The sequence below is a fragment of the Eubacterium oxidoreducens genome (assembly GCF_900104415.1).
GTDB classification, from domain to species: Bacteria; Bacillota; Clostridia; order Lachnospirales; family Lachnospiraceae; genus Eubacterium_C; species Eubacterium_C oxidoreducens.
Genome location: NZ_FMXR01000007.1, coordinates 129,820 through 149,467, shown reverse-complemented (window position 1 = coordinate 149,467; position 19,648 = coordinate 129,820). Strand labels below are relative to the sequence as shown.

The 19,648-nt window shown below is 42.3% G+C and carries 14 protein-coding genes and 1 pseudogene; 1 reads left to right on the top strand and 14 read right to left on the bottom strand.

The annotated features are described in order from the left end of the window. Window positions 1-133: 133 nt before the first annotated feature. From BLS20_RS13890 to BLS20_RS04880, 10 genes and pseudogenes are all read right to left on the bottom strand, one after another. Window positions 134-538: a molybdenum cofactor biosynthesis protein MoaE gene (locus BLS20_RS13890; RefSeq protein ID WP_242870535.1), complete on the bottom strand. Its 405-nt coding sequence runs from the start codon at window positions 536-538 to the stop codon at window positions 134-136. 93 nt (window positions 539-631) lie between these two features. Next, a pseudogene (locus BLS20_RS14070) lies at window positions 632-967 on the bottom strand (NUDIX domain-containing protein); the annotation flags it as partial. Window positions 968-1,085: 118 nt separating this feature from the next. Further along, on the bottom strand, window positions 1,086-2,801 hold the full coding sequence (locus BLS20_RS04915) for a bifunctional glycosyltransferase/class I SAM-dependent methyltransferase (protein ID WP_176762292.1): 1,716 nt from the start codon (window positions 2,799-2,801) through the stop codon (window positions 1,086-1,088). Between the two features lie 112 nt (window positions 2,802-2,913). Next, a complete protein-coding gene (argS, locus tag BLS20_RS04910; RefSeq protein ID WP_090172848.1) occupies window positions 2,914-4,680 on the bottom strand; it encodes an arginine--tRNA ligase in 1,767 nt (588 codons plus the stop codon). Between the two features lie 12 nt (window positions 4,681-4,692). Beyond that, the gene (locus BLS20_RS04905) at window positions 4,693-5,259 is read right to left on the bottom strand and encodes a hypothetical protein (protein WP_090172845.1); all 567 of its coding nucleotides are present in this window, start codon (window positions 5,257-5,259) and stop codon (window positions 4,693-4,695) included. Window positions 5,260-5,379: 120 nt separating this feature from the next. Then, window positions 5,380-6,981: an MBL fold metallo-hydrolase RNA specificity domain-containing protein gene (locus tag BLS20_RS04900; RefSeq protein ID WP_090172843.1), complete on the bottom strand. Its 1,602-nt coding sequence runs from the start codon at window positions 6,979-6,981 to the stop codon at window positions 5,380-5,382. A 135-nt stretch (window positions 6,982-7,116) separates the two neighbouring features. Continuing rightward, a complete protein-coding gene (locus tag BLS20_RS04895; protein WP_090172841.1) occupies window positions 7,117-8,115 on the bottom strand; it encodes a hypothetical protein in 999 nt (332 codons plus the stop codon). Between the two features lie 269 nt (window positions 8,116-8,384). Then, the gene (locus tag BLS20_RS04890) at window positions 8,385-9,215 is read right to left on the bottom strand and encodes a hypothetical protein (RefSeq protein WP_090172839.1); all 831 of its coding nucleotides are present in this window, start codon (window positions 9,213-9,215) and stop codon (window positions 8,385-8,387) included. Between the two features lie 102 nt (window positions 9,216-9,317). Next, the gene (locus BLS20_RS04885; RefSeq protein ID WP_090172837.1) at window positions 9,318-11,762 is read right to left on the bottom strand and encodes a glycoside hydrolase family 2 protein; all 2,445 of its coding nucleotides are present in this window, start codon (window positions 11,760-11,762) and stop codon (window positions 9,318-9,320) included. Window positions 11,763-11,773: 11 nt separating this feature from the next. Beyond that, a complete protein-coding gene (locus BLS20_RS04880; RefSeq protein ID WP_143010223.1) occupies window positions 11,774-12,799 on the bottom strand; it encodes a hypothetical protein in 1,026 nt (341 codons plus the stop codon). A 97-nt stretch (window positions 12,800-12,896) separates the two neighbouring features. Between BLS20_RS04880 and asnB the strand changes: the two genes are divergently transcribed. Beyond that, a complete protein-coding gene (gene asnB / locus BLS20_RS04875; protein WP_090172833.1) occupies window positions 12,897-14,750 on the top strand; it encodes an asparagine synthase (glutamine-hydrolyzing) in 1,854 nt (617 codons plus the stop codon). Window positions 14,751-14,767: 17 nt separating this feature from the next. On the opposite strand, the gene BLS20_RS04870 is transcribed toward asnB, so the two are convergent. The 4 genes from BLS20_RS04870 to BLS20_RS14065 all read right to left on the bottom strand — a co-directional run bounded on the left by BLS20_RS04870 (window position 14,768) and on the right by BLS20_RS14065 (window position 19,648). After that, window positions 14,768-15,361, bottom strand: a complete 594-nt coding sequence (locus BLS20_RS04870; RefSeq protein ID WP_090172831.1) for an NUDIX domain-containing protein — start codon at window positions 15,359-15,361, stop codon at window positions 14,768-14,770. Between the two features lie 126 nt (window positions 15,362-15,487). Continuing rightward, complete coding sequence (locus BLS20_RS04865) at window positions 15,488-16,654, bottom strand: FprA family A-type flavoprotein (RefSeq protein WP_090172829.1); 1,167 nt, start codon at window positions 16,652-16,654, stop codon at window positions 15,488-15,490. Window positions 16,655-16,664: 10 nt separating this feature from the next. Next, window positions 16,665-17,603, bottom strand: coding sequence for an AEC family transporter (locus tag BLS20_RS04860; RefSeq protein ID WP_090172827.1), 939 nt, complete (start codon window positions 17,601-17,603; stop codon window positions 16,665-16,667). Window positions 17,604-17,806: 203 nt separating this feature from the next. Then, window positions 17,807-19,648 (bottom strand): MFS transporter, encoded by a 1,842-nt coding sequence (locus BLS20_RS14065; RefSeq protein ID WP_341443189.1) that lies wholly within the window; start codon window positions 19,646-19,648, stop codon window positions 17,807-17,809.

Here is a 19,648-nt window from a genome sequence, read left to right as displayed (position 1 = left end):
TGTAAACACCCCTTTATTCCTATTTGCATATGTACTTTTTACCAGTTTTTCTAACCTTCTCAGGAAACTGCACAATCAAAAATAGTTTCCCGTTTATATTTTGTTCACATTGACGATTCCATATAATAATGCTCTATTCATAGATTTCAATTTCTTCAACACAATGATTCTTGATTTCACCGACCAAAGCATTTAATCCATCAATCACATGCGGACGAATATCGCCTCCGATCAGCACTCTCATAATATCATCACCCACCGTAAGTCTTCCACTTGCAAGCCAGACCTTTACATAATAGATGCCATCCATCTTAAGCGTTGCATCAATGGCTGCATTCACCTTAGCCTCATCATAAGAAAAATCCATTGCCACAACCGGCTTGGTTCCTTGCGCACCGGCTCTTACCTTAGCCTTCGCATCTTCTCTTACAATTCCGCAATGTGTCAGATACATGCCGCATTTTGGAGCCGTAATATCTGCCTTAGCTTCCGTTAACAATGTGTCCGTAGATGGTGGTGTTATAGTCTTTACTAACATGTTCTTTTTCTCCTCTATGCCTTTAAGTGCTTCTACCAGTCTTTGATAATGCAAAAAACCGCTTTCTTCATGAATTTTTGTAATTTCATCAAAGCCGGCCGCCTTTACTGCAATTGCTTCTTCTTCTTGAATCGTGACATCCGCAATTGCATAGTCCATTTTAAGCAAATAAATATCTACAAAATAATTATCTCCGCGCTCTAAATCTTCATTTACGTACGAATAAATCACTTTCGGGTCGCATCCAGATACGTCTAACCCGGTTTCTTCTTTTACCTCGCGGCAGACCGCATCAAAAGACGTTTCCCCGGCAACAGCTCCTCCTCCCGGAATCTCCCACTGGCCGCCGGCCCATTTCTTATCCATAGCGCGCCTTGTAATCAGGTATCTTCCCTTAGAATCTTCAATCAAAGCTAGAACGTACAACATAAACTGTCCTTTTTTCAGCTTTGATTTTCTCGGCAATTGTAAGGATGTCTTTTGCCTTTGTTCATTATAAATATCAATCATTTCCTCCATTTAGATTCTTCCTCCTGCATCAATGTTCTCATTTTTTTCTTGCCCGAACAAGATATTGAAATGTATTCACTTGATTTTTAGTTATGCTAACTTCCGCAATCTCAAAAAGTGCTTTAAAAAATTCCAGATGATTATCCGTCGGATTTTGCCTCGTCTTTGTCGTAAGCAATGCATCTATCTCGTATCCGCAACGAGCAAACATTCGAAAGATTTCCTTTTCCGTAAAAAAGCGCAGATGTGTCCGGTCTAAAATTCCATATTCCCGATATGTAAAATTACCTCGCAACAAATCATAAAGCACATCTCCATGTAAAAGATTCGGAATACTTGTCAAAATACAGCCTCCCTCTTTTAGATAATCCTTCATTCGAATAAGGGTTTCTTCCGGATATGCCAGATGTTCAAGCACATCCCCAAAAATAATATAATCAAAATATCCCTTTTCATAAGGAAGTTCCATACTCTCAATATTTCCGCACAAAATATTCGTCTTACAAGCTCCAATCTTCGCAACCTGCTCATTTAGTTCTACGCCATAAACACTTGCATTCGGATAGAGATATTGCAACCTGCAAAGTGTCTCACCGCTAGTACATCCCACTTCCAGAAAATGAATTTCTTCCTCTCTTTGACGATTAATCAGCATCATCAGATCTTCTCTCGAAGCACTAAAATATTCCGCTAAAAATCCCCATTTTTCCCGAAACGACCTATACTGTCCCGGCTCATACTTCCAATCACGGATAACCGATCCCGTATCATCCTTTGAAAGCCGATAAACATAGCTGTTATAACATAAATAATTTTGATAACCGGCCTTTAAAATTCGAATTCCATAGTCCTCATCTACATTCCCCGCCGGCTCAAGTGACTCATCAAATCCACCAATCTTATCGATGACTTCTCTTTTCAGATATAACGAAAAAAGTGCCAGATACGTCTTTACTTCATAATAATTCTTTGCCGGAATGTTTTGTCTTTGGCTTTTTTGCTCATCTGCATATAGATTCGTATCTCCCTGGTAATTTACAAAATGATTGGAGACAGAACCTGCTGCACCAATTTTTTCATTTGCATATGCACCAATCTGAAGCATCTGAAAGCTGTTTTTCGTCAGCCGAAACTCTGCCTGAATCAGATATATGTCATGCTCTTTTTGCGCTTTTTTGATTCCTTGATTGATACACTTTGCAATTCCCACAGGGTGTTCATTTTCTATCACCGTTACAAACGGATACTTCTTTAGTATTTCTACACTTTTGTCCGTCGACCCGTTATCAATTGCAATAACCTCCGTCTTATGCACATCAATATTTTCTTCTAATGCTTTCATCGAGCTTTTGATTGATTGCTCAGAATCATGTGTCAGATAAAGAATTGTCGTTTGAGGAGGCTTTTCCCCGCTCTCTTTTAGATATGCATCATAAGTCTCCTGCAAAAATTCCTTATCATCCCGGCAATTGCAAAGCGATACCGAAAGCTTATAGTATAGAAGTGCCACTCGTGGATTCTCATATCGATAATAATTTCCCATCAGATAATACAATTCATAATTATCCGGATGAGATTCCAGTCCTAGCCGAATACAGGCAAACATCTCCTCTTTTTGCCCTTGCCCCTCAGCAATTGTCGCACCCAAAACTGCAATATCCGCAGTAAATGGATGTTCTTCCATATACGCTTCAAGCGCAATTTGGGCTTCGTCATAATCTCCCTGCTCAATTTTTCTCACAATCTCATTCATACACTGATCATCCTTCCCCCAATATGTATAAAAGAATCGGGTACGCGCTGAATCTTCTCCGTCGCAAACCCGATTCTCTTTTCCATACCAAAAACGCAATCGTTTTCGTTCCCTACATCCTCTCCGGTGCTTCAAATCCCAGAATTTCAATACCATCTTCGAGCACCTTTAGGGTTAGATTCAATAACCGGATATATCCTGCCTTCTTGGTTTCATCTTCTTCGCCCATAATCGAGGTCTCATGATAAAAATGATTCAATGCATTTGCCACTTCATAGATATAGGCACAAATCTTATGTGGTGCAAGGTCTGCAAATGCATTTTCCACAACCTCATTCCAACGAGCTAAAATCAGCATCAGAGACTTTTGAGCCTCCGTCTTGGCCGGCATGATATTGCCGCATTCCACCTTGCCGCCCTGTTCTTGATATTTCTTCATAATAGACTTGATACGAACCATGGTATACAAAATATATGGTCCGGTATTTCCCTCAAAAGAAGTAAAGCGATCTACATCAAAGACATAATCCTTCGATGCCTGATTCGATAAATCGCCGTATTTGATTGCCGCAAGCGCAACCGTCTTAGAAGTCTGATCCGCCTCCTCTTGCGGTACCTTACCACCTTCTACAATCTTACGATACATTTCTTTATTGGTATCCGCTACCAGATTCTCAAGACGCATAACTCCGCCTTCTCTGGTCTTAAACGGCTTTCCATCCTTACCATTCATCGTACCAAATCCTAGGAACGTAAGCTCCATATCCTCCGGTACAATTTTGGTCTTTTTCGCACATCTAAACACCTGTACAAAATGAAGTTCCTGTCGCTTGTCCACAACATAGATTACCTGATCCGGTTGGTAATCTTGTTGCCGCCAAACAAGTGTTGCAAGATCTGTTGTCGTATACAAGGAAGCTCCGTCTGATTTTAGAATCATACATGGCGGAATCTCCTTTGCATCTGTCTCTTCCTTAACATCCACAACAAGTGCTCCTTCCGAAGAATAAGCATATCCATCCTCTTGCATTTTCTTAGCCATATCTGCTATGTATGGCTGAGCGTCGGATTCTCCTTTCCACAAATCAAAAGAAACCTTCAGATTCTCATAATTCTTCTTAAGATCCGTTACAGAAACATCCAAAATATGTGCAAGCACTGCCTGGTAACCGCGTCTTCCATGCTGCAGCTCATAGGTTGCCTGCATCGCTGCTTCTTTATATTTCTCATCTTCCTTTGATTTCGCGGAAGCTGTCGGATAGATTTCCTCAAGCTCCGATATAGTAAATGGTGCTTCGCTTGGATATTCGCCCTCATAATTTTCATCAAAATAAACAAGATCCGGTTTGCGCTCTTTCAGCTCTGTGATAATCAGGCCCATCTGAAGTCCCCAGTCTCCAAGATGTACATCTCCAATCATCTCATGACCTACATAACGTCCCAAACGCTTTACGCTTTCTCCGATAATCGCAGAACGAAGATGACCAACATGAAGAGGCTTGGCTACATTCGGTCCACCATAATCAATCATGATTTTTTTGACTTTTTCCGGTGCATTGACACCGAGCTTCTCGTCCTTCGCAATATTCGAAAGATATTCGCTAAGAGCCTCCTTATTCAGGCGCAGATTCAAAAATCCCGGTTTTACTGCTTCAACCGTTTCAAACAAAACACTTTCTTTAAGTCTTTGCGCAATCTCCTCCGCAATCATAATCGGAGCCTTATGCGCTGACTTAGCAAGTGGCATCGCACCATTACACTGAAATTCACAAAGATCAGGACGGTTAGAAATCGTAGCCTTTGCATATGTAGTATCATAACCACAGGCTGCAAAAGCAGCCTGTATCTCATTTCCGATTAAATCCAATAAATATTTCATGCTCTATATCCTCTATTCTTGTATTTCTTCTGCCTCAGGCATATCCATAAACAATGCCTCTTCCTTGGCGACCTCATCCGGCACTTCTTCTTGTTGTGCACCAGCAGCAATAAGATCGGCAATCTCCTTTTCCTTTGCTGCTTCATCCGCAGCCGCTTCGTTTTGCAAGCGTTCATAGATTGCAAGCGCATCCGCTTCCATCTCATCTCTCTTTTGGCCATACAGTGCCGATGGTGGTTCTGCCTTACCGGTCACCTCATTATAATGAATCTCTTCTTCATTATTTTGTGCAAGCAAATCCGCAATCTCTTTTTCCTTTGCCGCTTCGTCCGCAGCCGCTTCATTTTGCAACCGTTCATAAATCGCAAGCGCCTCGGCTTCCATCTCATCCTTCTTCTGTCCATAGAGCGCGGAAGGTGGCTCTGCCTTACCGGTCACTTCATTATAATGAACCTCTTGTTCCGCTTCCGGAAGTTCCCTCGTCTCTTCTTCCTCCGGCTCAAAGTTGACATTCCAATATTTAATTACCGAGCTATGCATGCTGTGCAAAAAATCTCTCTGGTCAATTCGATCTTTCATAGATATCCCGCCTTTTGCTTGACTTTCTTTGTTTCATGTTAGCACAAAACCATTTTAATGAAAAGATACGCAAGGGCATTTCGCCCTCCAAAAAGATTGGTTAAACGCCTATCTTTTTCGTTATTTTTCCCATTTATCTGCAAGAGAATTTATCTGGTCGGCAAATTGACCTAATTCTTTGTTTGGTCTGCCTTCGCATTTTTTAATCACGCTAAGCAGCCGTTCTCCTGCTGCCAACAATCTGGCAAATGCATTACTTGAAGCCTTTGAAGACGCTTTCTTAGTAACCTTTATCTTCTCCTTACTTCCATAGCTGACCTGTTCTAGAGTTACCAAATCAAATGCGTCGCCGCTATACGGCGCATAGGCATCAAATCCGTCCTTAGAAAGCAGCTTTGAAAAGCTTTCCACAACTTCATCTTCACCATGTACCACAAATACCTTCTTCGGTTTTGGTGAAATATGATTCACCCACTCAAGCAAATGCTCTTGATCCGCATGACCGGATATTCCCGGAAGATTCAAAATCTGCGCCTGAACATGAATATTTTCCCCGAACAGCTTCACCTCTTTAGCGCCATTTAACAACATATGCCCTAGCGTTCCCGGAACCTGATATCCTACAAACAAAATCGTAGACTCCGGCCTCCATAAATTGTGTTTTAAATGATGTCGGATACGACCGGCTTCGCACATACCGGACGCCGAGATAATAATCACCGGCTTTTTTAGAAAATTTATGGCCTTTGATTCTTCTGCACTTGATGCCGTTACAAGCCCCGGAAATGAGATCGGGTTGATACCACTGTTGACAAGCTCAAGTGCCTCCTCGTCAAAACACTGCGAAACGCTCTTTTGAAAAATGCCGGTTGCTTCCACTGCAAGCGGCGAGTCGATATACACCTGAAAACCTTCATACTCCGGCAGTCGATTCTCCGTCTTTATCTTTCTTATGAAATAGAGCAGTTCCTGCGTTCGTCCTACAGAAAATGCCGGAATAACCAGGTTCCCTCCTCTAGAAAATGTATTACGAATGGTATTTGCCAGTGCAATGCTGTAATCCACTCTTGCTCCGTGATTCTTATCTCCGTAAGTGGACTCCATAATCACAATATCTGCGTCATCAACCATCTGCGGGTTACGAATTAAGGGCTTGGTTTCATTTCCAATATCTCCGGAAAAAACAAGCTTTCTTGTTTCTTCACCCTCTGTCAGCCACACCTCAATGCTTGATGACCCAAGCAAATGTCCGGCATCTACAAAATTAATTTCGACTCCCTCGAAGACTTCAATGCGATGATTATAATCACAAGGCACAAATTTGTTCATAACATTTGCTGCATCTTCTAGCGTATACATAGGCTCAATCTGCGGCTTACCCGAACGCTTTGCCTTGCGATTCTTCCACTCAGCCTCAAACATCTGGATATGCGCACTGTCTCTTAACATAATACTGCATAGGTTGGTCGTAGCTTCCGTGGCGAAGATCTTCCCGCGGAATCCTCGACTGTAAATCAATGGCAGCAATCCGGAATGATCAATATGTGCATGCGTAATCAATATGGCATCAATCATCGACGGATTCACCGGAATCTCTTGATTCACATACAGTTCTGCGCCCTGCTCCATACCGCAGTCCACAAGCAAATGCTTTCCTCCAACTTCCAGGAAATGACAGCTTCCCGTTACCTCATGATCAGCTCCGATAAATTGTATTTTCATATGCATCTTCTCCCATAACTATTCTGTATCTATCATAACCTTTTTGGGATTTTGCGGCAACGATTTCGGCAAGGAAAAAGGAGCCTCGCCAAGACGATTTATCATCTTAAGCGACAGCTCCTTTCTCCCTTAGCCTCAAGCTATGCTTGCATATTTTGCAACATCAACGTGTTGAACACTGCCGACTCCTCCTGTCTCATACAAGAAAATTCCACTAGATCTGATGGCACCATTCACCTTCGAAGCACTGCGCTCGGTAAAATCGGTAGACACATTGGCAAGCCCGATCGCTCCGACACCTTTTTCTTTAAGACTATACAAGATGTCATTGCCGGATGCATCCTTGGCCCAAATCTTCAGCTTGGAAAAGACGGCATCATTCTCATCGATCCATCCATTTTGATCTTCATCATAAGCTGCAAGATCTGCAAATCCATCCTGGCTCTTTGCGCCAAACAATTCAAGACCATCTGTAATCTTTCCATCGCCATTTTTATCCAGCGCCAGATAACCACTGCCTGCTGCCAACATCGAGATGTTCTCCTGCTTTCCGTCCGCATCAAGGTCAAACAAAAATGTCTGATCTGTCAGCTGTGCAATATCACTGTCTAAATTAATCACCAATGGATCGCACAAATCAAACGGACTGCCTTGCATTTCTTCACGATAGTACTCTTCAAAACTACGACTCATCTGAAGATTTAACCCAAACGAAATCTCCCGACCATCCGCCGTTACGACCGTTCCGGTTGTGGAAAATGTTGTTACTTCCTGCTCATAATGGTAACTCTCCATCATGTAGTTTCCGCTCGAAAAAGCACTTGCGTAGCCACCGGCATAATTCATGGACTGTGAACTTAGCGCATACTGATTAAAAAGCTGGTGATACCAGTTCTTGTGATTCGCAAACAAAAGTTCAAACAGATAGAATAGAGAATGCTTTTGCACCTGCATAAGCGCAGATTCCTGACTACTTTTCGTCTCCTGATTTTCTGCTATCTGCTGGGAAGCTTTGGCCGATGCTAAATCCTTCGCGTCTTGAAGATTTGCACGAAATGTGTTAAGTGACTGCGACGTGTAACTCATGTAGGCGTGCTGCGATTGCATTGCAATCATACTTGATTCAATTTTCATGTTCATAACTCCTTTGTTTCGACACCAAATTTCTCTCCATAGCCGCGCCAATTGCGCATATTGCCGCAGCAGATTGAAATATTCTCGCGTCTCCCCTCCTTGTCTGGACTTTTTCACATCTCATCCGATGTAAGCAAAAAAAGATGGAAAGACTGCGTAAAATTCCTTTTTACATAGTCTTTCCATCCATGGTGTCTCATTTTACCGTTTCTCCTATTGGCCGATAGGTGTCCCGGTAACTTTAATATCGGTCACAGCAGGTGAAATCTTTAGTTATTCCCTGTAAAAGTTTCATAGGCGCTTGTAAGCTGATCGGTGATGTCATCATTCCAGTCTTCTTCAGAAATCCACAAGAATTTTTGTGTTCCCTTTGTTGCGCCTGTAAAGGTATTCTTCATCGCGGCATTGTAATCATCTTCCGTAATTTCCTTATCCTCTGCATCCGCATAAGTCGTCGTGCTTTCCTCTTCTGTTTCAAACATTTCATACTTAGTTGCAACCGGTGTGATGGTAAGCTTACCGTCGCCAAGTGTCAGATATCCGATGATTTCATAGCTGTCCGCAGGACCCGCACGAAGAATATCCGTATATGCATAGTTCACGGTTCCATCTGCCATGGTATACGTATCTACCGTTGTTTCTATAATATCCGGAAGCGACTCTCCTTCTTCTGCATCATACGACTGTTCCACCAGACCGGTCTTATCCTCATTTACTTCATAGATTGTAAAATAGGTATACAATCCGGTTCCTTGCATAGATGCCGTCGTTATTTCCAGATACCCATCATGATCTAGATCGCTAACGGTATAATTATATTGCTCTCCTTCCGAATCTGCCCGATTCCAGGTATCTTTATTCTCCTTAATCAGTGCAATCTGATCTGATACCTCTTCTTGTTCTTGAGCATTTGGTTCCTCTTGTGCATCCGCGCTGACTGTTTCTTCCTCTGCGCTTATATTCTCAGCCTCCGTAGCAGTATCACTTACAACTTCTTGTTCTGTCGCCGAATTATCTCCTTGTGTTGTTGTCTTGGAACAGGCTACGAGTGATACCAGCATACATCCTCCCAAAAGAACAACCAGACCCTTTTTATACATGATAAAAAGTCCCCCTTTCGTATTGATAGTTCTATAATAGACCATAACGGTACGTAATAAGTATTAATTTTTCTTAAGAATATGTGAAATAATTTCGAATCCTTATTCCGCTTCTATCCTAAAGGAAATCTTCACAGTCTCTGCTCCATTCGCACTTATCGTAACTTCAGCATCCGAGCTGATTCCCTGCGTTTTTAGAAATACTCCGCCCATTCCTCCTTGCAAGGAAAATGTCTTTGGTCCAATAATCTGCAACATTCCTTTCGTTCTAACTGTGACAGGTTCGTTATAATATGGCAATATATTACCATTTTGATCGACCATTTTAATTCGCACCAAAGCGACATCATAAGTTGTTTTTTCCTTTAACAGGACATGATCGGCTACCGCTTCAAGCTTAATGGAATTAGCCGGACCTTTCGTTACGGTCTTCACTACCTGATTCTCATAAACAGCCTCAAACTTAAAGCTCGAACCTTTCTTGCCCCAGTCTCCTATGTATTTTCCGTAAAGGGCATACGCCTGCTGAAAATTCATTCGATATCGAAGCAATAGCCAGGCACCTTTCAGCAACAATCGAATCGGCAAATGCTGATAGCCAAAGCGCGCTCCATAATTGAGAATTTCCTTGACAAGCATTGCCTGCTTTGGTTCAAAATCCTCTCCGATTTCTATCTGATTGCCGATAAAATCATCCACTTCGATCGGAGGATGTAGCATATAAGGATACTCCTCAGACTGCGCCTGGTAGGTTCGAATCAGGACATCGTTCTTATACATCCGCACCTTTTGTGCATTGGTTAAGATAAAGATGCGCCCACGATTACCGGCCGGATTTTCCCCGATATCAAAGGCCGATGTCACTTCCAATACCGGCGCATTCTCAGACTGCGAAGCATAGACTGCTGCTGCCATCTTGGCATTTCGAAACATATCCATAACTCCGTGATAACATACATTATCACCACTTCCAAAATCCGAATGCGTATTATAATCTGACATACACCATCCAAAAGACCCCGCAACGCCTTCTTGTATTGCAATATCATTTAACACTTTTGCATGACGCAGCGCATGCTCTTGCCGATGCTTTTCGTTATCAAAACTCTTTGTTGGGTACATATGACCATTGTACTCGCTGATGATATAAGGTTTATCTTCTTGCGATGTAACCTTCTTCTTTGGCTCACAGCCATTTCCCGTTCCATCATACGAAAAATCATTATATGCATAGACATCTTCTAGCAAATGGCTTTTCTTTAGATAACGCACCCCGCTTGTTGGACGAGTTTCATCAAGTGCATGCGCAATCTTATTTGTCATGGTATAAAACTCATCATCATCCGCTGACTCATTGATTCGAACTCCCCAGATAATAATGGATGGGTGATTTCGATATTGCACAATCATATCCTGCACATTTTCCATTGCCTGTCGCTTCCAGGCTTCATCTCCGATGTGCTGCCAGCCCGGAATCTCCGTAAATACCAGCAATCCCAACCGATCGCATTCTTCCAGAAAATATTTTGATTGTGGATAGTGCGAGGTTCTTACCGCATTTACCCCCAACTCTTCTTTTAAAATCCTAGCATCAAGACGCTGCATGGATTCGGGCATGGCATAGCCTACATATGGATAACTTTGATGCCGGTTCAATCCGCAGAATTTCAATCTTCTTCCATTTAGATAATAGCCTTCTGCTCGAAATTCGCTCTTTCGAAATCCCACCATTTGACTAACTCGGTCAATCACCTTTCCATGATACATCAGCAGCGTCTCGAGTCGATATCGTTTGGGCTGATCGACATCCCACAGCTTCATCTGTCCTACGGAAAAATTCATTTCATAATAGATTTCATCGCTATACATACGCTCTTCAACTCTTTCGCGCATATCCCGATAATCTTTTTTCATCGTCGCAAGACATTTGTCGCCATCGTAAAGTTGCTGGCAGATTTCCATACTATGATTCTTTGGCAAATGTTTTATCTGTGTATGCGTCTTCAGATTGCAATATCCTTTTTTGTTGTCAATCTTTCCTTGGACCGTTCCAATGGCGTAGATATCTCCCAAATATACCGGATCGCGCAGCTCTAGTCTCACTTCGCGGTACAAACCACCATAAGTCAGATAATCAATCACATAACCAAATGGCGGTTGATTGAGTTCCTCTCGCGAATCTACCTTTATGACAAGCAGATTGTTCTTTTCCCACTTTATCATCCCTGTCAGTTCTACTTCATATTCCGTATAACCGCATTGATGCTCGGCCAGTTTTTTTCCATTGAAATAAACTTCACTCTTATGACCGGCCGCTTCTATCACCAAAAAGAGACGTTTTCCCTTCCAGAACGGATTTGCGAAAATCATTCTCCTGTAGCCGCTTATCATCTCATAATCCCGTTCATCAAAATAATGCATCGGAAGTTCCCTACAGGTATGCGGCAGGCGCACCTTTTCATACGCTCCTGCTTCTCCATTATAAAATTCTTTCGTAAATTCCCCGGTAAATTCCCAGTCATTATTTAAATTAATCTTCGTTCTCATACTTTTCTTTATCAGCGAAACAGACCAAATATTTCTTCTAGTTGTTCCACCTTCAGCCCCTTATACAGTGTCTTTTCTTTCCACTCAAATGGTGGAATCGGTTTACTTGCTGGTGTCATATATTGCTCGGCTATCTGCCGATTTTCCTTCTCATAAGTTTCTTTGAGTTGCTGCCACATCTGCGGCTTTATATATGTCAATTCCGGCTGCGGATGTTCTTTGGAATATTCTAAAAGTACTTGCAGCAATTCTTCGTTATAGATTGCTTCCGGTTTTATATATTTCCTTCGAAATTCCGTCGCATCCATGTTGAGAGATGGATTGGAATTCTTTAATGTCTTCTCCTCTTTCCTCTGTAGCTTGAGCAGTTTAATGATTTCTTCCACAGTATCGGTCTTTTCCCCATACCCCATAACGCGCAGCGCATCTTTTCCATATATGAATGCCAAAATATCCAATACCGGTTTGTAATGAAGTCTTACCGGTCTTAATGCTACAAATTCGGAAAATTCCGGAAGCTTCACAGCGTCTTCTTTCCAAGGCCATTTGATATATTGTTTGTATTGCGACTCAAGATATTCATCCTGCCTTCTTAAAAATATCAAAGCTTCAATCTCATCAAACGACTTGCGCAAAAGCTCATACATCGTCTTATGATATTTGATCAGCATCTCATCCTCGTCATACGCTCCGCTGAACTGACTTTTCCAAAGTCCTCCGAGCGTTCTTAGTAGTTCACAAAGGATACCTTCTTGTGAAATCACAACCGTATGGCACCCCATCTTGCGTGCTTCTTGCACCATTTCTTGCAAAAGCTCTTCCCCGCTTCGCTGGATTCTCTCCCAGATTTTTGGTTCCTTTGCCCAAAAATTCTGCCCCTTTAATGCCTGTTTTAGTACTGCACAGGCGAAGAATGCATGCGCGAAGTAAAGTTCTTTTTGTTCCTTGCCATAGTATATCCCCTGCCGGCTTATCTCTTTGGCATGTTCGCTCAAATACTGCTGCAGTGCACTTGTTCCCGTCTTATAATTTCCCATATGAAGTAGGACCTTCATGTTCATTTTCCTCATTCATTTGTTATAATAATTCTAATAAGATTATTATAGCAAAAAACTGTGAAAGAATGGTACTAACATGTGCGGAATTTGTGGATTTTCCGGGGCGCGCAATACAAGGTTACTTCATGCGATGACGAATACTCTTATCCAGCGCGGCCCCGATGATTGTGGCTTTTTTGAAAGCCTGGATATACAGCTTGGTGTTCGCCGGCTTATCATTTTAGATAAGGTCGGTGGCAGACAACCTTTCTACGGAGCCGGCGGTAAGGTTGTCCTGATTTTTAATGGTGAGATTTATAATGCTCCGTGTCTTCGCAAGGAGCTTATGCAGCTTGGCGTTCGTTTCTCTTCCGATCGCTCGGATACCGAGGTATTACTTCAAGCTTACCTGAAATGGGGGCGTGACTTCGTCCTTAAGCTTAATGGTATGTTCGCAATTGCCATCTGGGATAAGCGCTCTAATGTGCTGTTACTTTATCGTGACAGGCTTGGTGCTAAACCTTTATACTACAGCATCCTGCCATCCGGAGCCCTGATTTTTGCTTCGCAGATTCGTACGCTTTTCGCACATCCGGATACCGATCGAACCCTTGATGATATGGCTATCTATCAATACTTTTCTTTCAAAAATACAATCGCCCCATCTACTGCCTATAGCGCTGTTAAAGCTCTGCTTCCGGGACAAGAACTTGCATTTGAAAATAATCAGATCTCTCTTCGCACGTACTGGTCTCTTAGCGATTGTTATGCTCGTAAAGAAACCTACGAGCGCGAGAAGCTTCGCAATCTTTTAGAAGATGCCGTCAAGATTCGTCTTAACAGCGATGCCCCGCAAGGTCTCTTTTTGAGTGGTGGTCTAGATTCGGCTCTCATTGCTTCCATTGCCGGTTTTCATGGTGTGCATCTTGATGCTTATACTCTGCAGCACGATAATGATAGCGATATTTCAGCCGCTTCTTCGGTTGCTTCTATGCTTTCTCTTTCGCACCATATTCATTCCATTTCCGGTGATGATGTAATTTCTTCGCTAGATGAGATCTGCCGTATTTTTTTCGAACCATTTTCCGGACCGATTTCTACTTATTTTTTGTCTGCATATGCTGCGAGCAATATCAAGGTTGCTCTTAGCGGCGACGGTGCTGATGAATTGTTTGGTGGTTATCTGCCGCACATCCTGGCTTTGCCTATGCAACGCTTTGCAAAGCAGATTGCCTCTACGCCAACTGAGCTTGGGTATTTTCATGATCAGATTGACTATCTTAAGTCTCTTTATGAATTTACAAAAGGCGATGAAGCTTTACTTGCTGAGCGTATGACCCTTTTGACCGATGCTGACAAGAAGCTGTTTCTTTCTCGTCGTATGAGACGTTATGCCCGTCAAGAAGCCACCTTGCATCTGATTCGCCAAATCAAAGACCAGCAAAAGGGACACGATGTCTTTTGCCGTTCTCTTGAATATGATGGTCTCAATCTGCTGCCAAACCAGGTGCTTCATTACTCTGATCATCTGTCCATGGCACATTCTTTAGAGGTGCGTTCTCCGTTTTTGGACTACCGATTGGTAGAATATGTCGCCTCCCTTGATTCTCGTAGCAAAGCCGATTCGTTAACCTGCAATGCGCGCGATGACTACGGAAAGCGGCTTATGAAAGAACTTGCCACCGACTATCTTCCTAAGCGAATTGTTTATCGAAAAAAGGCTGGTTTTGTTCAGCCCAATTATGCTTATTTAACAGGTCCTCTTAAAGAATTTGCGCTCGATACCTTAAGTGAAAGCGCGCTTATCCGTCAGGATTATCTTTCTAAGGACGGCACCTTGTTTTTGTTGAAAACATTTTACGATAATCCATCTAAGCATTCCTCTCTTGCAGATATCATCTGGAATTTCCTTTGCTTTATGAAATGGCTGGATACCAAAAATGAGGACTAGATTACAGTCCTCATTTTTTACCATTCTTTCATCCTTTGTAAATACTCATATCTATGAATGGCATATGCCATGATTAATCCATGATCGAATGCTATATTCTCGCTTTCGATAAGCGTTATTTGCGGCGAGAGTTTCTTTTCTTCCATTCCTTTTACACGAATCATGATCCTCTCTTCATCGCTAATCAACAGGATCTTTCTTTCCTCATTTTCTTGGATTTGTGAAATGCGAAACCATTTTGCATCCCTTGCATCATCACCTGCTTTCACCGGCATCTTGCCTGCATCAATTATTGCAACGTAGGCCTGTGTCATCGTCCAGCCTCGCGGATCTCGATTTGGATCTGAGAATACACGAAGCGGCTGAAGATTCTTCACATCTAAGCCGGTCTCTTCTTTTAATTCCCTCTGCGCTGTCTCATCAATGGTCTCGCCCGGCTCGGCAAATCCTCCCGGAAAGGCATAACAATCTTTATAAGGATGATTTCCTCTCTTAATAAGAAGCACCTTATTTTCTTTTTCTTCTTCTGAAAACAAAATGATATCTGCTGTCACTGATGGTTTCGGATATTCTTGTTTTTTATATTCTTGCAGAAATTCTTCTTGTGTCATTTGTTTCCTCCACTTATATTGGGCTATCTTATGTCCTGCTGTTGTTTTTTCTGATTTGTTTTGAGAATTCTACCATAATAAGGAAATTTCCGCACACCCCTAGGTGTGCGGAACAAATGTCTTTTCTTATTTGCACATAGCTTTTGCAAGCTCTTGCATAGCAGAGATATCACTACCCTTCATCTTGGAACGAATTGTCACAACAGGCTCCACAATTGTAAGATCTTTCATACCTTCTAAGATTCCCTTCATAGTCCGGGCTGCTGTTGGCCCCCAGGAACCATTTTCAAGAATACCAATTGTACGATTCTGATACATCTTAGACTTTAAGTGATGTAAAAAATCCTCCATTGGTGGGAATACACCACCATCATAGCTAGCAGCGCAAAGCACCATCCGATCATAACGAAAAGCATCTTCAATTGCTTCTGCCATATCATCACGACACAGATCGGCAAGAGCAACCTTCTTAGCACCTGCCTTTTCAAGCATATTGGCAAGTTTCTTTGCTGCTACTGCCGTGTTTCCGTGAATCGAAGCATAGGCAACTAAGATACCTTCGTCTTCCGGTTCATATTTACTCCATGTATCATAAAGATCAAGATACGTCTCTAGATGCTCTTTCAATATCGGCCCATGAAGCGGACAAATTGTACTAACTTGTACGTCCGATAATTTCGCAAGTAGTTTTTGAACCTGCTGACCATATTTACCAACAATATTAAAATAATAACGACGAGCTTCACAGGCCCAATCGTCCTCTTCTTTACTCAGTGCACCAAACTTACCAAACGCATCCGCTGAGAATAAAATCTTCTCGCTGCTTTCATAAGCAACCATAACCTCAGGCCAGTGCACCATAGGAGCCAAATAAAAATGAAGCTTATGCACACCAAGATTCAGGGTCTCTCCTTCCCCAACCGTCAGCTTCTGCGCGCTCTTAATCACATCACCAAAGAAGTTCTCCGCCAGTTGAAAGGTCTTGGCATTACCGACAAGAATGACATCCGGGTACAGTTCCAGCACGCGTGCAAGGCTGCCGCTATGATCCGGCTCCATGTGAGAAATCACAAGGTAATCAATCTTACGTCCATTAAGTTCACGCTTCAGGTTCTCTTCCCACGCATCCATACCACGTGCATCAACGGTATCCATCAATGCCACCTTCTCATCCATAATCAAATAAGAATTGTAGGAAACACCATCCGGCACTACATACTGACTCTCAAACAAATCAAGATCAAGATCGTCAACACCAATATATCTAACTGCCTCTGAAATTGTAAGTTCCATATTCTCCTCCTTAAGAAACCTGCTGAAGAACGATTACCATGATTGGAATAGTAATCAATGATAAAATTGTAGAAACAGCCACTCCAATCGAAGCCGTAAAACTTTGTCTCGGATACTGCGCACTTCCCATTGCCACCAATGAAGCAACCGGCATACCTGCACCAACCGTGCAGATACTAATCAGTGTCGCATCTGAAAGAAACAGGTGCAGTACGCACCAAGTAATAATTGGCAACAAAATCAGGCGAATCGGAAGCATCGGCCAGATTCCCTTTTCTCTCTTTAAGTCACGTAACACAACAGAGCCCATTGACGCACCAATAATAATCATAGAAAGCGGCGTTGTGATATTTCCGACAAAGCCAACACAAGTGTAGAAAATGTCAGGTAACGGAATATCGACAAAATAAATAACTAAAGCCGCAATCGATGCGATGATTCCGTTGTTCAGCACTTTACGAAGTTCTAATTTTTGTTTCTCATACCCTCCAGTCTCGGTGGCAGCATCCTTCTGAAATAAATGCATTGCCAAAGTAAAGAACAAAATATTAAATGGCATATTGAAGATCGTAATATAAAAGATTGCACTGTCTCCAAATAACGCCTGTACTACCGGATAGCCCATAAACATACTGTTGGAAAATATAAACATACACATATAAGTTCCCCGAAGATGCTTAGGCACTCTCATCAGTCGCGTAAAAACAATTGCCAGAACCGGAAAAATAATATACATTACCACTCCGGAAACAAACAATCGCAGCACCATACCTCCCCCATCATGGGATACGGTAGAAATACTGCTTAAAATCAAACACGGGCATGTAATCTGCACGATCATGGCCGACATCTTGCCCGTAGCTTCTTTGGTAAGAATCTCTTTTTTTGCAAGCAAAAATCCTATAAGCATTGCAAAAAAGAGTTTACACATCGTGGTCGCTATAACCATCTTATCTCGCTTCCTTTCTTTACCCCCCAAAAAGAGCGAGTGTCAGATTCTCGACTCGTCTTTTCAATAACTCTCCACTTAACATTATACCTATTATACATCTAAAATGCCAGACATTCCTGTCACCTGGCCAGACCAAAGAATTTCATTCCTGCTATTACACAACTGCAAAAGGCGCATCGCCTAAGCGATACGCCCTTTTTCTATGCTTTTTCAACACTTATTTCATGTCTGGATTTTAGCTCTTTGGTAATCTCATCAAGCTTCTCATCTGTTAAAATATATTTCTTTCTAAATACGATAACGGCAATAACCAACGCCAGAATTGGAAGAAGTGTCATCGTCATACGAAGACCCACAACGGAATCATTTGTCACAATCGAAGCACCATGATCTACAATGTCATACAACATCTTGGTGATTCCCTTCACCGCACTTCCATTTACCAGCTCAAAAGTCTGCTCAGATTCACTGATATGAAAGACAGACAGGCATACAGATGCAATCAGCGCTGCAACGCCGCTGGCAAGCTTAACGACAAATGTCTGCATAGAGAAGATCACCGACTCATCTCTTCTACCATTTTTCACTTCACCATAGTCAACCGTATTTGCCAAAAATACCGTTACGATAACATTCAACATGCCAACTGCTGCAAAGATAAAAAATCCCGGTACAAAAAACGGATATACCTGGCTGACCCCGACAAGCGCCATCGCAAGCAACACCACATAACCGATAATGGCAGAGCCCACGCTGATATAAAACACCTTCATAATCGTAAAAAACTTTCGAAGCAACGGGAAGAAAACGATCATTGAAATAATCTGAATACCACCGCCAAAGGTGTTAAACAATGTATAATTACCGGTCCAGCTTGCACCGCCCAAATCATATTTGAAGAAATAGATTAGCAGATTCGATGTAATATACACGGCGGTATTCACTAGCACAATCGCAATAACCATCGTCATTGCCTGATCATTTTGAACCAGTGAACGGAACATTTCCTTCACAGATGCCGTCTTCATATTAACCGAAGATTTTTCCTTAATACGAAGACAGGTAATTAAGATAAATACAAAAAACAAAACGGCCACAATCAAAGAAAAATATTTGTAACCAAGTCTTTCCACCTCTTTTGTCGAGGAAACCTCTCCGCGGATGGTATGCTGATCCGATTCTGACAGGCTTTCAAACTGGCTTTCTGTAACATATACCACCACAACAGCTTCTTTACTGTCCACCGAGTCAAGAACGATATTCATAGCGCTGTTATCGCCATCAAGCTCGATATCATCAATCTGAATTGTGTACTCTGAATTATCCTGGTTAAATAAGATGGCTTCTTCAAATTCAGATTTGTCCGCGGATACGGTCAAAGATTCCATCCCATCTTCACAAACCATCATGCTTCCGGTCGCCACCTGCGCATCATTACGTTCCATGACATATACGGTTGTCTGATAATCCGCCATGTCTATCGTCTGCAAATCTGTTGTCTTAGCCGCCGCAGCAGAACCAATACTTGTAACTGCCATAACCGTCACAATCGTGATAATTGCAGAACCAACACCGGCACACGTACGTGCCAACGCCGAAAGATTCTCTCGCTCTTTACCACTGTCTGTAAATGCCGGAACCATTGACCAATACGGAATATCCATCATCGTATAAGTCACGCCCCAAATGATGTAAAAGCATGCCGCATAGGCTACTAGTCCGCCACCATCAAGCGTAGGTGGTGCTGCAAACATAAAATACAAAATGATAGCATTTGTCAGTGTACCGACAAACAACCATGGTCTAAATTTTCCCCATTTTGTCTTAGTCTTCGCAACCAAAACCCCCATAATCGGATCATTAAATGCATCAAACACTCGTGCAATCAATAAAATCACACCCATAATCCAGGCACTGACGCCCATAATGTCCTGGTAATAATACAGAATATAGCTGGCTGACAACATATAGACCATATCTTTTCCAACTGCACCGATTCCGTATGCGAACTTTTCCGATCCCGTAAGTCTCTTTGTTTCCAT

Excerpts from the sequence above, each read along its gene's own strand:
- BLS20_RS04870 (WP_090172831.1), bottom strand. The coding sequence starts at position 15,361 with ATGACACAAGAAGAATTTCTGCAAGAATATAAAAAACAAGAATATCCG.
- BLS20_RS13890 (WP_242870535.1), bottom strand. The coding sequence starts at position 538 with ATGTTAGTAAAGACTATAACACCACCATCTACGGACACATTGTTAACG.
- BLS20_RS04865 (WP_090172829.1), bottom strand. The coding sequence starts at position 16,654 with ATGGAACTTACAATTTCAGAGGCAGTTAGATATATTGGTGTTGACGAT.
- BLS20_RS04905 (WP_090172845.1), bottom strand. The coding sequence starts at position 5,259 with ATGAAAGATCGAATTGACCAGAGAGATTTTTTGCACAGCATGCATAGC.
- BLS20_RS04890 (WP_090172839.1), bottom strand. The coding sequence starts at position 9,215 with ATGTATAAAAAGGGTCTGGTTGTTCTTTTGGGAGGATGTATGCTGGTA.
- BLS20_RS14065 (WP_341443189.1), bottom strand. The coding sequence starts at position 19,648 with ATGGAAACAAAGAGACTTACGGGATCGGAAAAGTTCGCATACGGAATC.
- asnB (WP_090172833.1), top strand. The coding sequence starts at position 12,897 with ATGTGCGGAATTTGTGGATTTTCCGGGGCGCGCAATACAAGGTTACTT.
- BLS20_RS04885 (WP_090172837.1), bottom strand. The coding sequence starts at position 11,762 with ATGAGAACGAAGATTAATTTAAATAATGACTGGGAATTTACCGGGGAA.
- BLS20_RS04860 (WP_090172827.1), bottom strand. The coding sequence starts at position 17,603 with ATGGTTATAGCGACCACGATGTGTAAACTCTTTTTTGCAATGCTTATA.
- BLS20_RS04895 (WP_090172841.1), bottom strand. The coding sequence starts at position 8,115 with ATGAAAATTGAATCAAGTATGATTGCAATGCAATCGCAGCACGCCTAC.
- argS (WP_090172848.1), bottom strand. The coding sequence starts at position 4,680 with ATGAAATATTTATTGGATTTAATCGGAAATGAGATACAGGCTGCTTTT.
- BLS20_RS04880 (WP_143010223.1), bottom strand. The coding sequence starts at position 12,799 with ATGGGAAATTATAAGACGGGAACAAGTGCACTGCAGCAGTATTTGAGC.
- BLS20_RS04900 (WP_090172843.1), bottom strand. The coding sequence starts at position 6,981 with ATGAAAATACAATTTATCGGAGCTGATCATGAGGTAACGGGAAGCTGT.
- BLS20_RS04915 (WP_176762292.1), bottom strand. The coding sequence starts at position 2,801 with ATGAATGAGATTGTGAGAAAAATTGAGCAGGGAGATTATGACGAAGCC.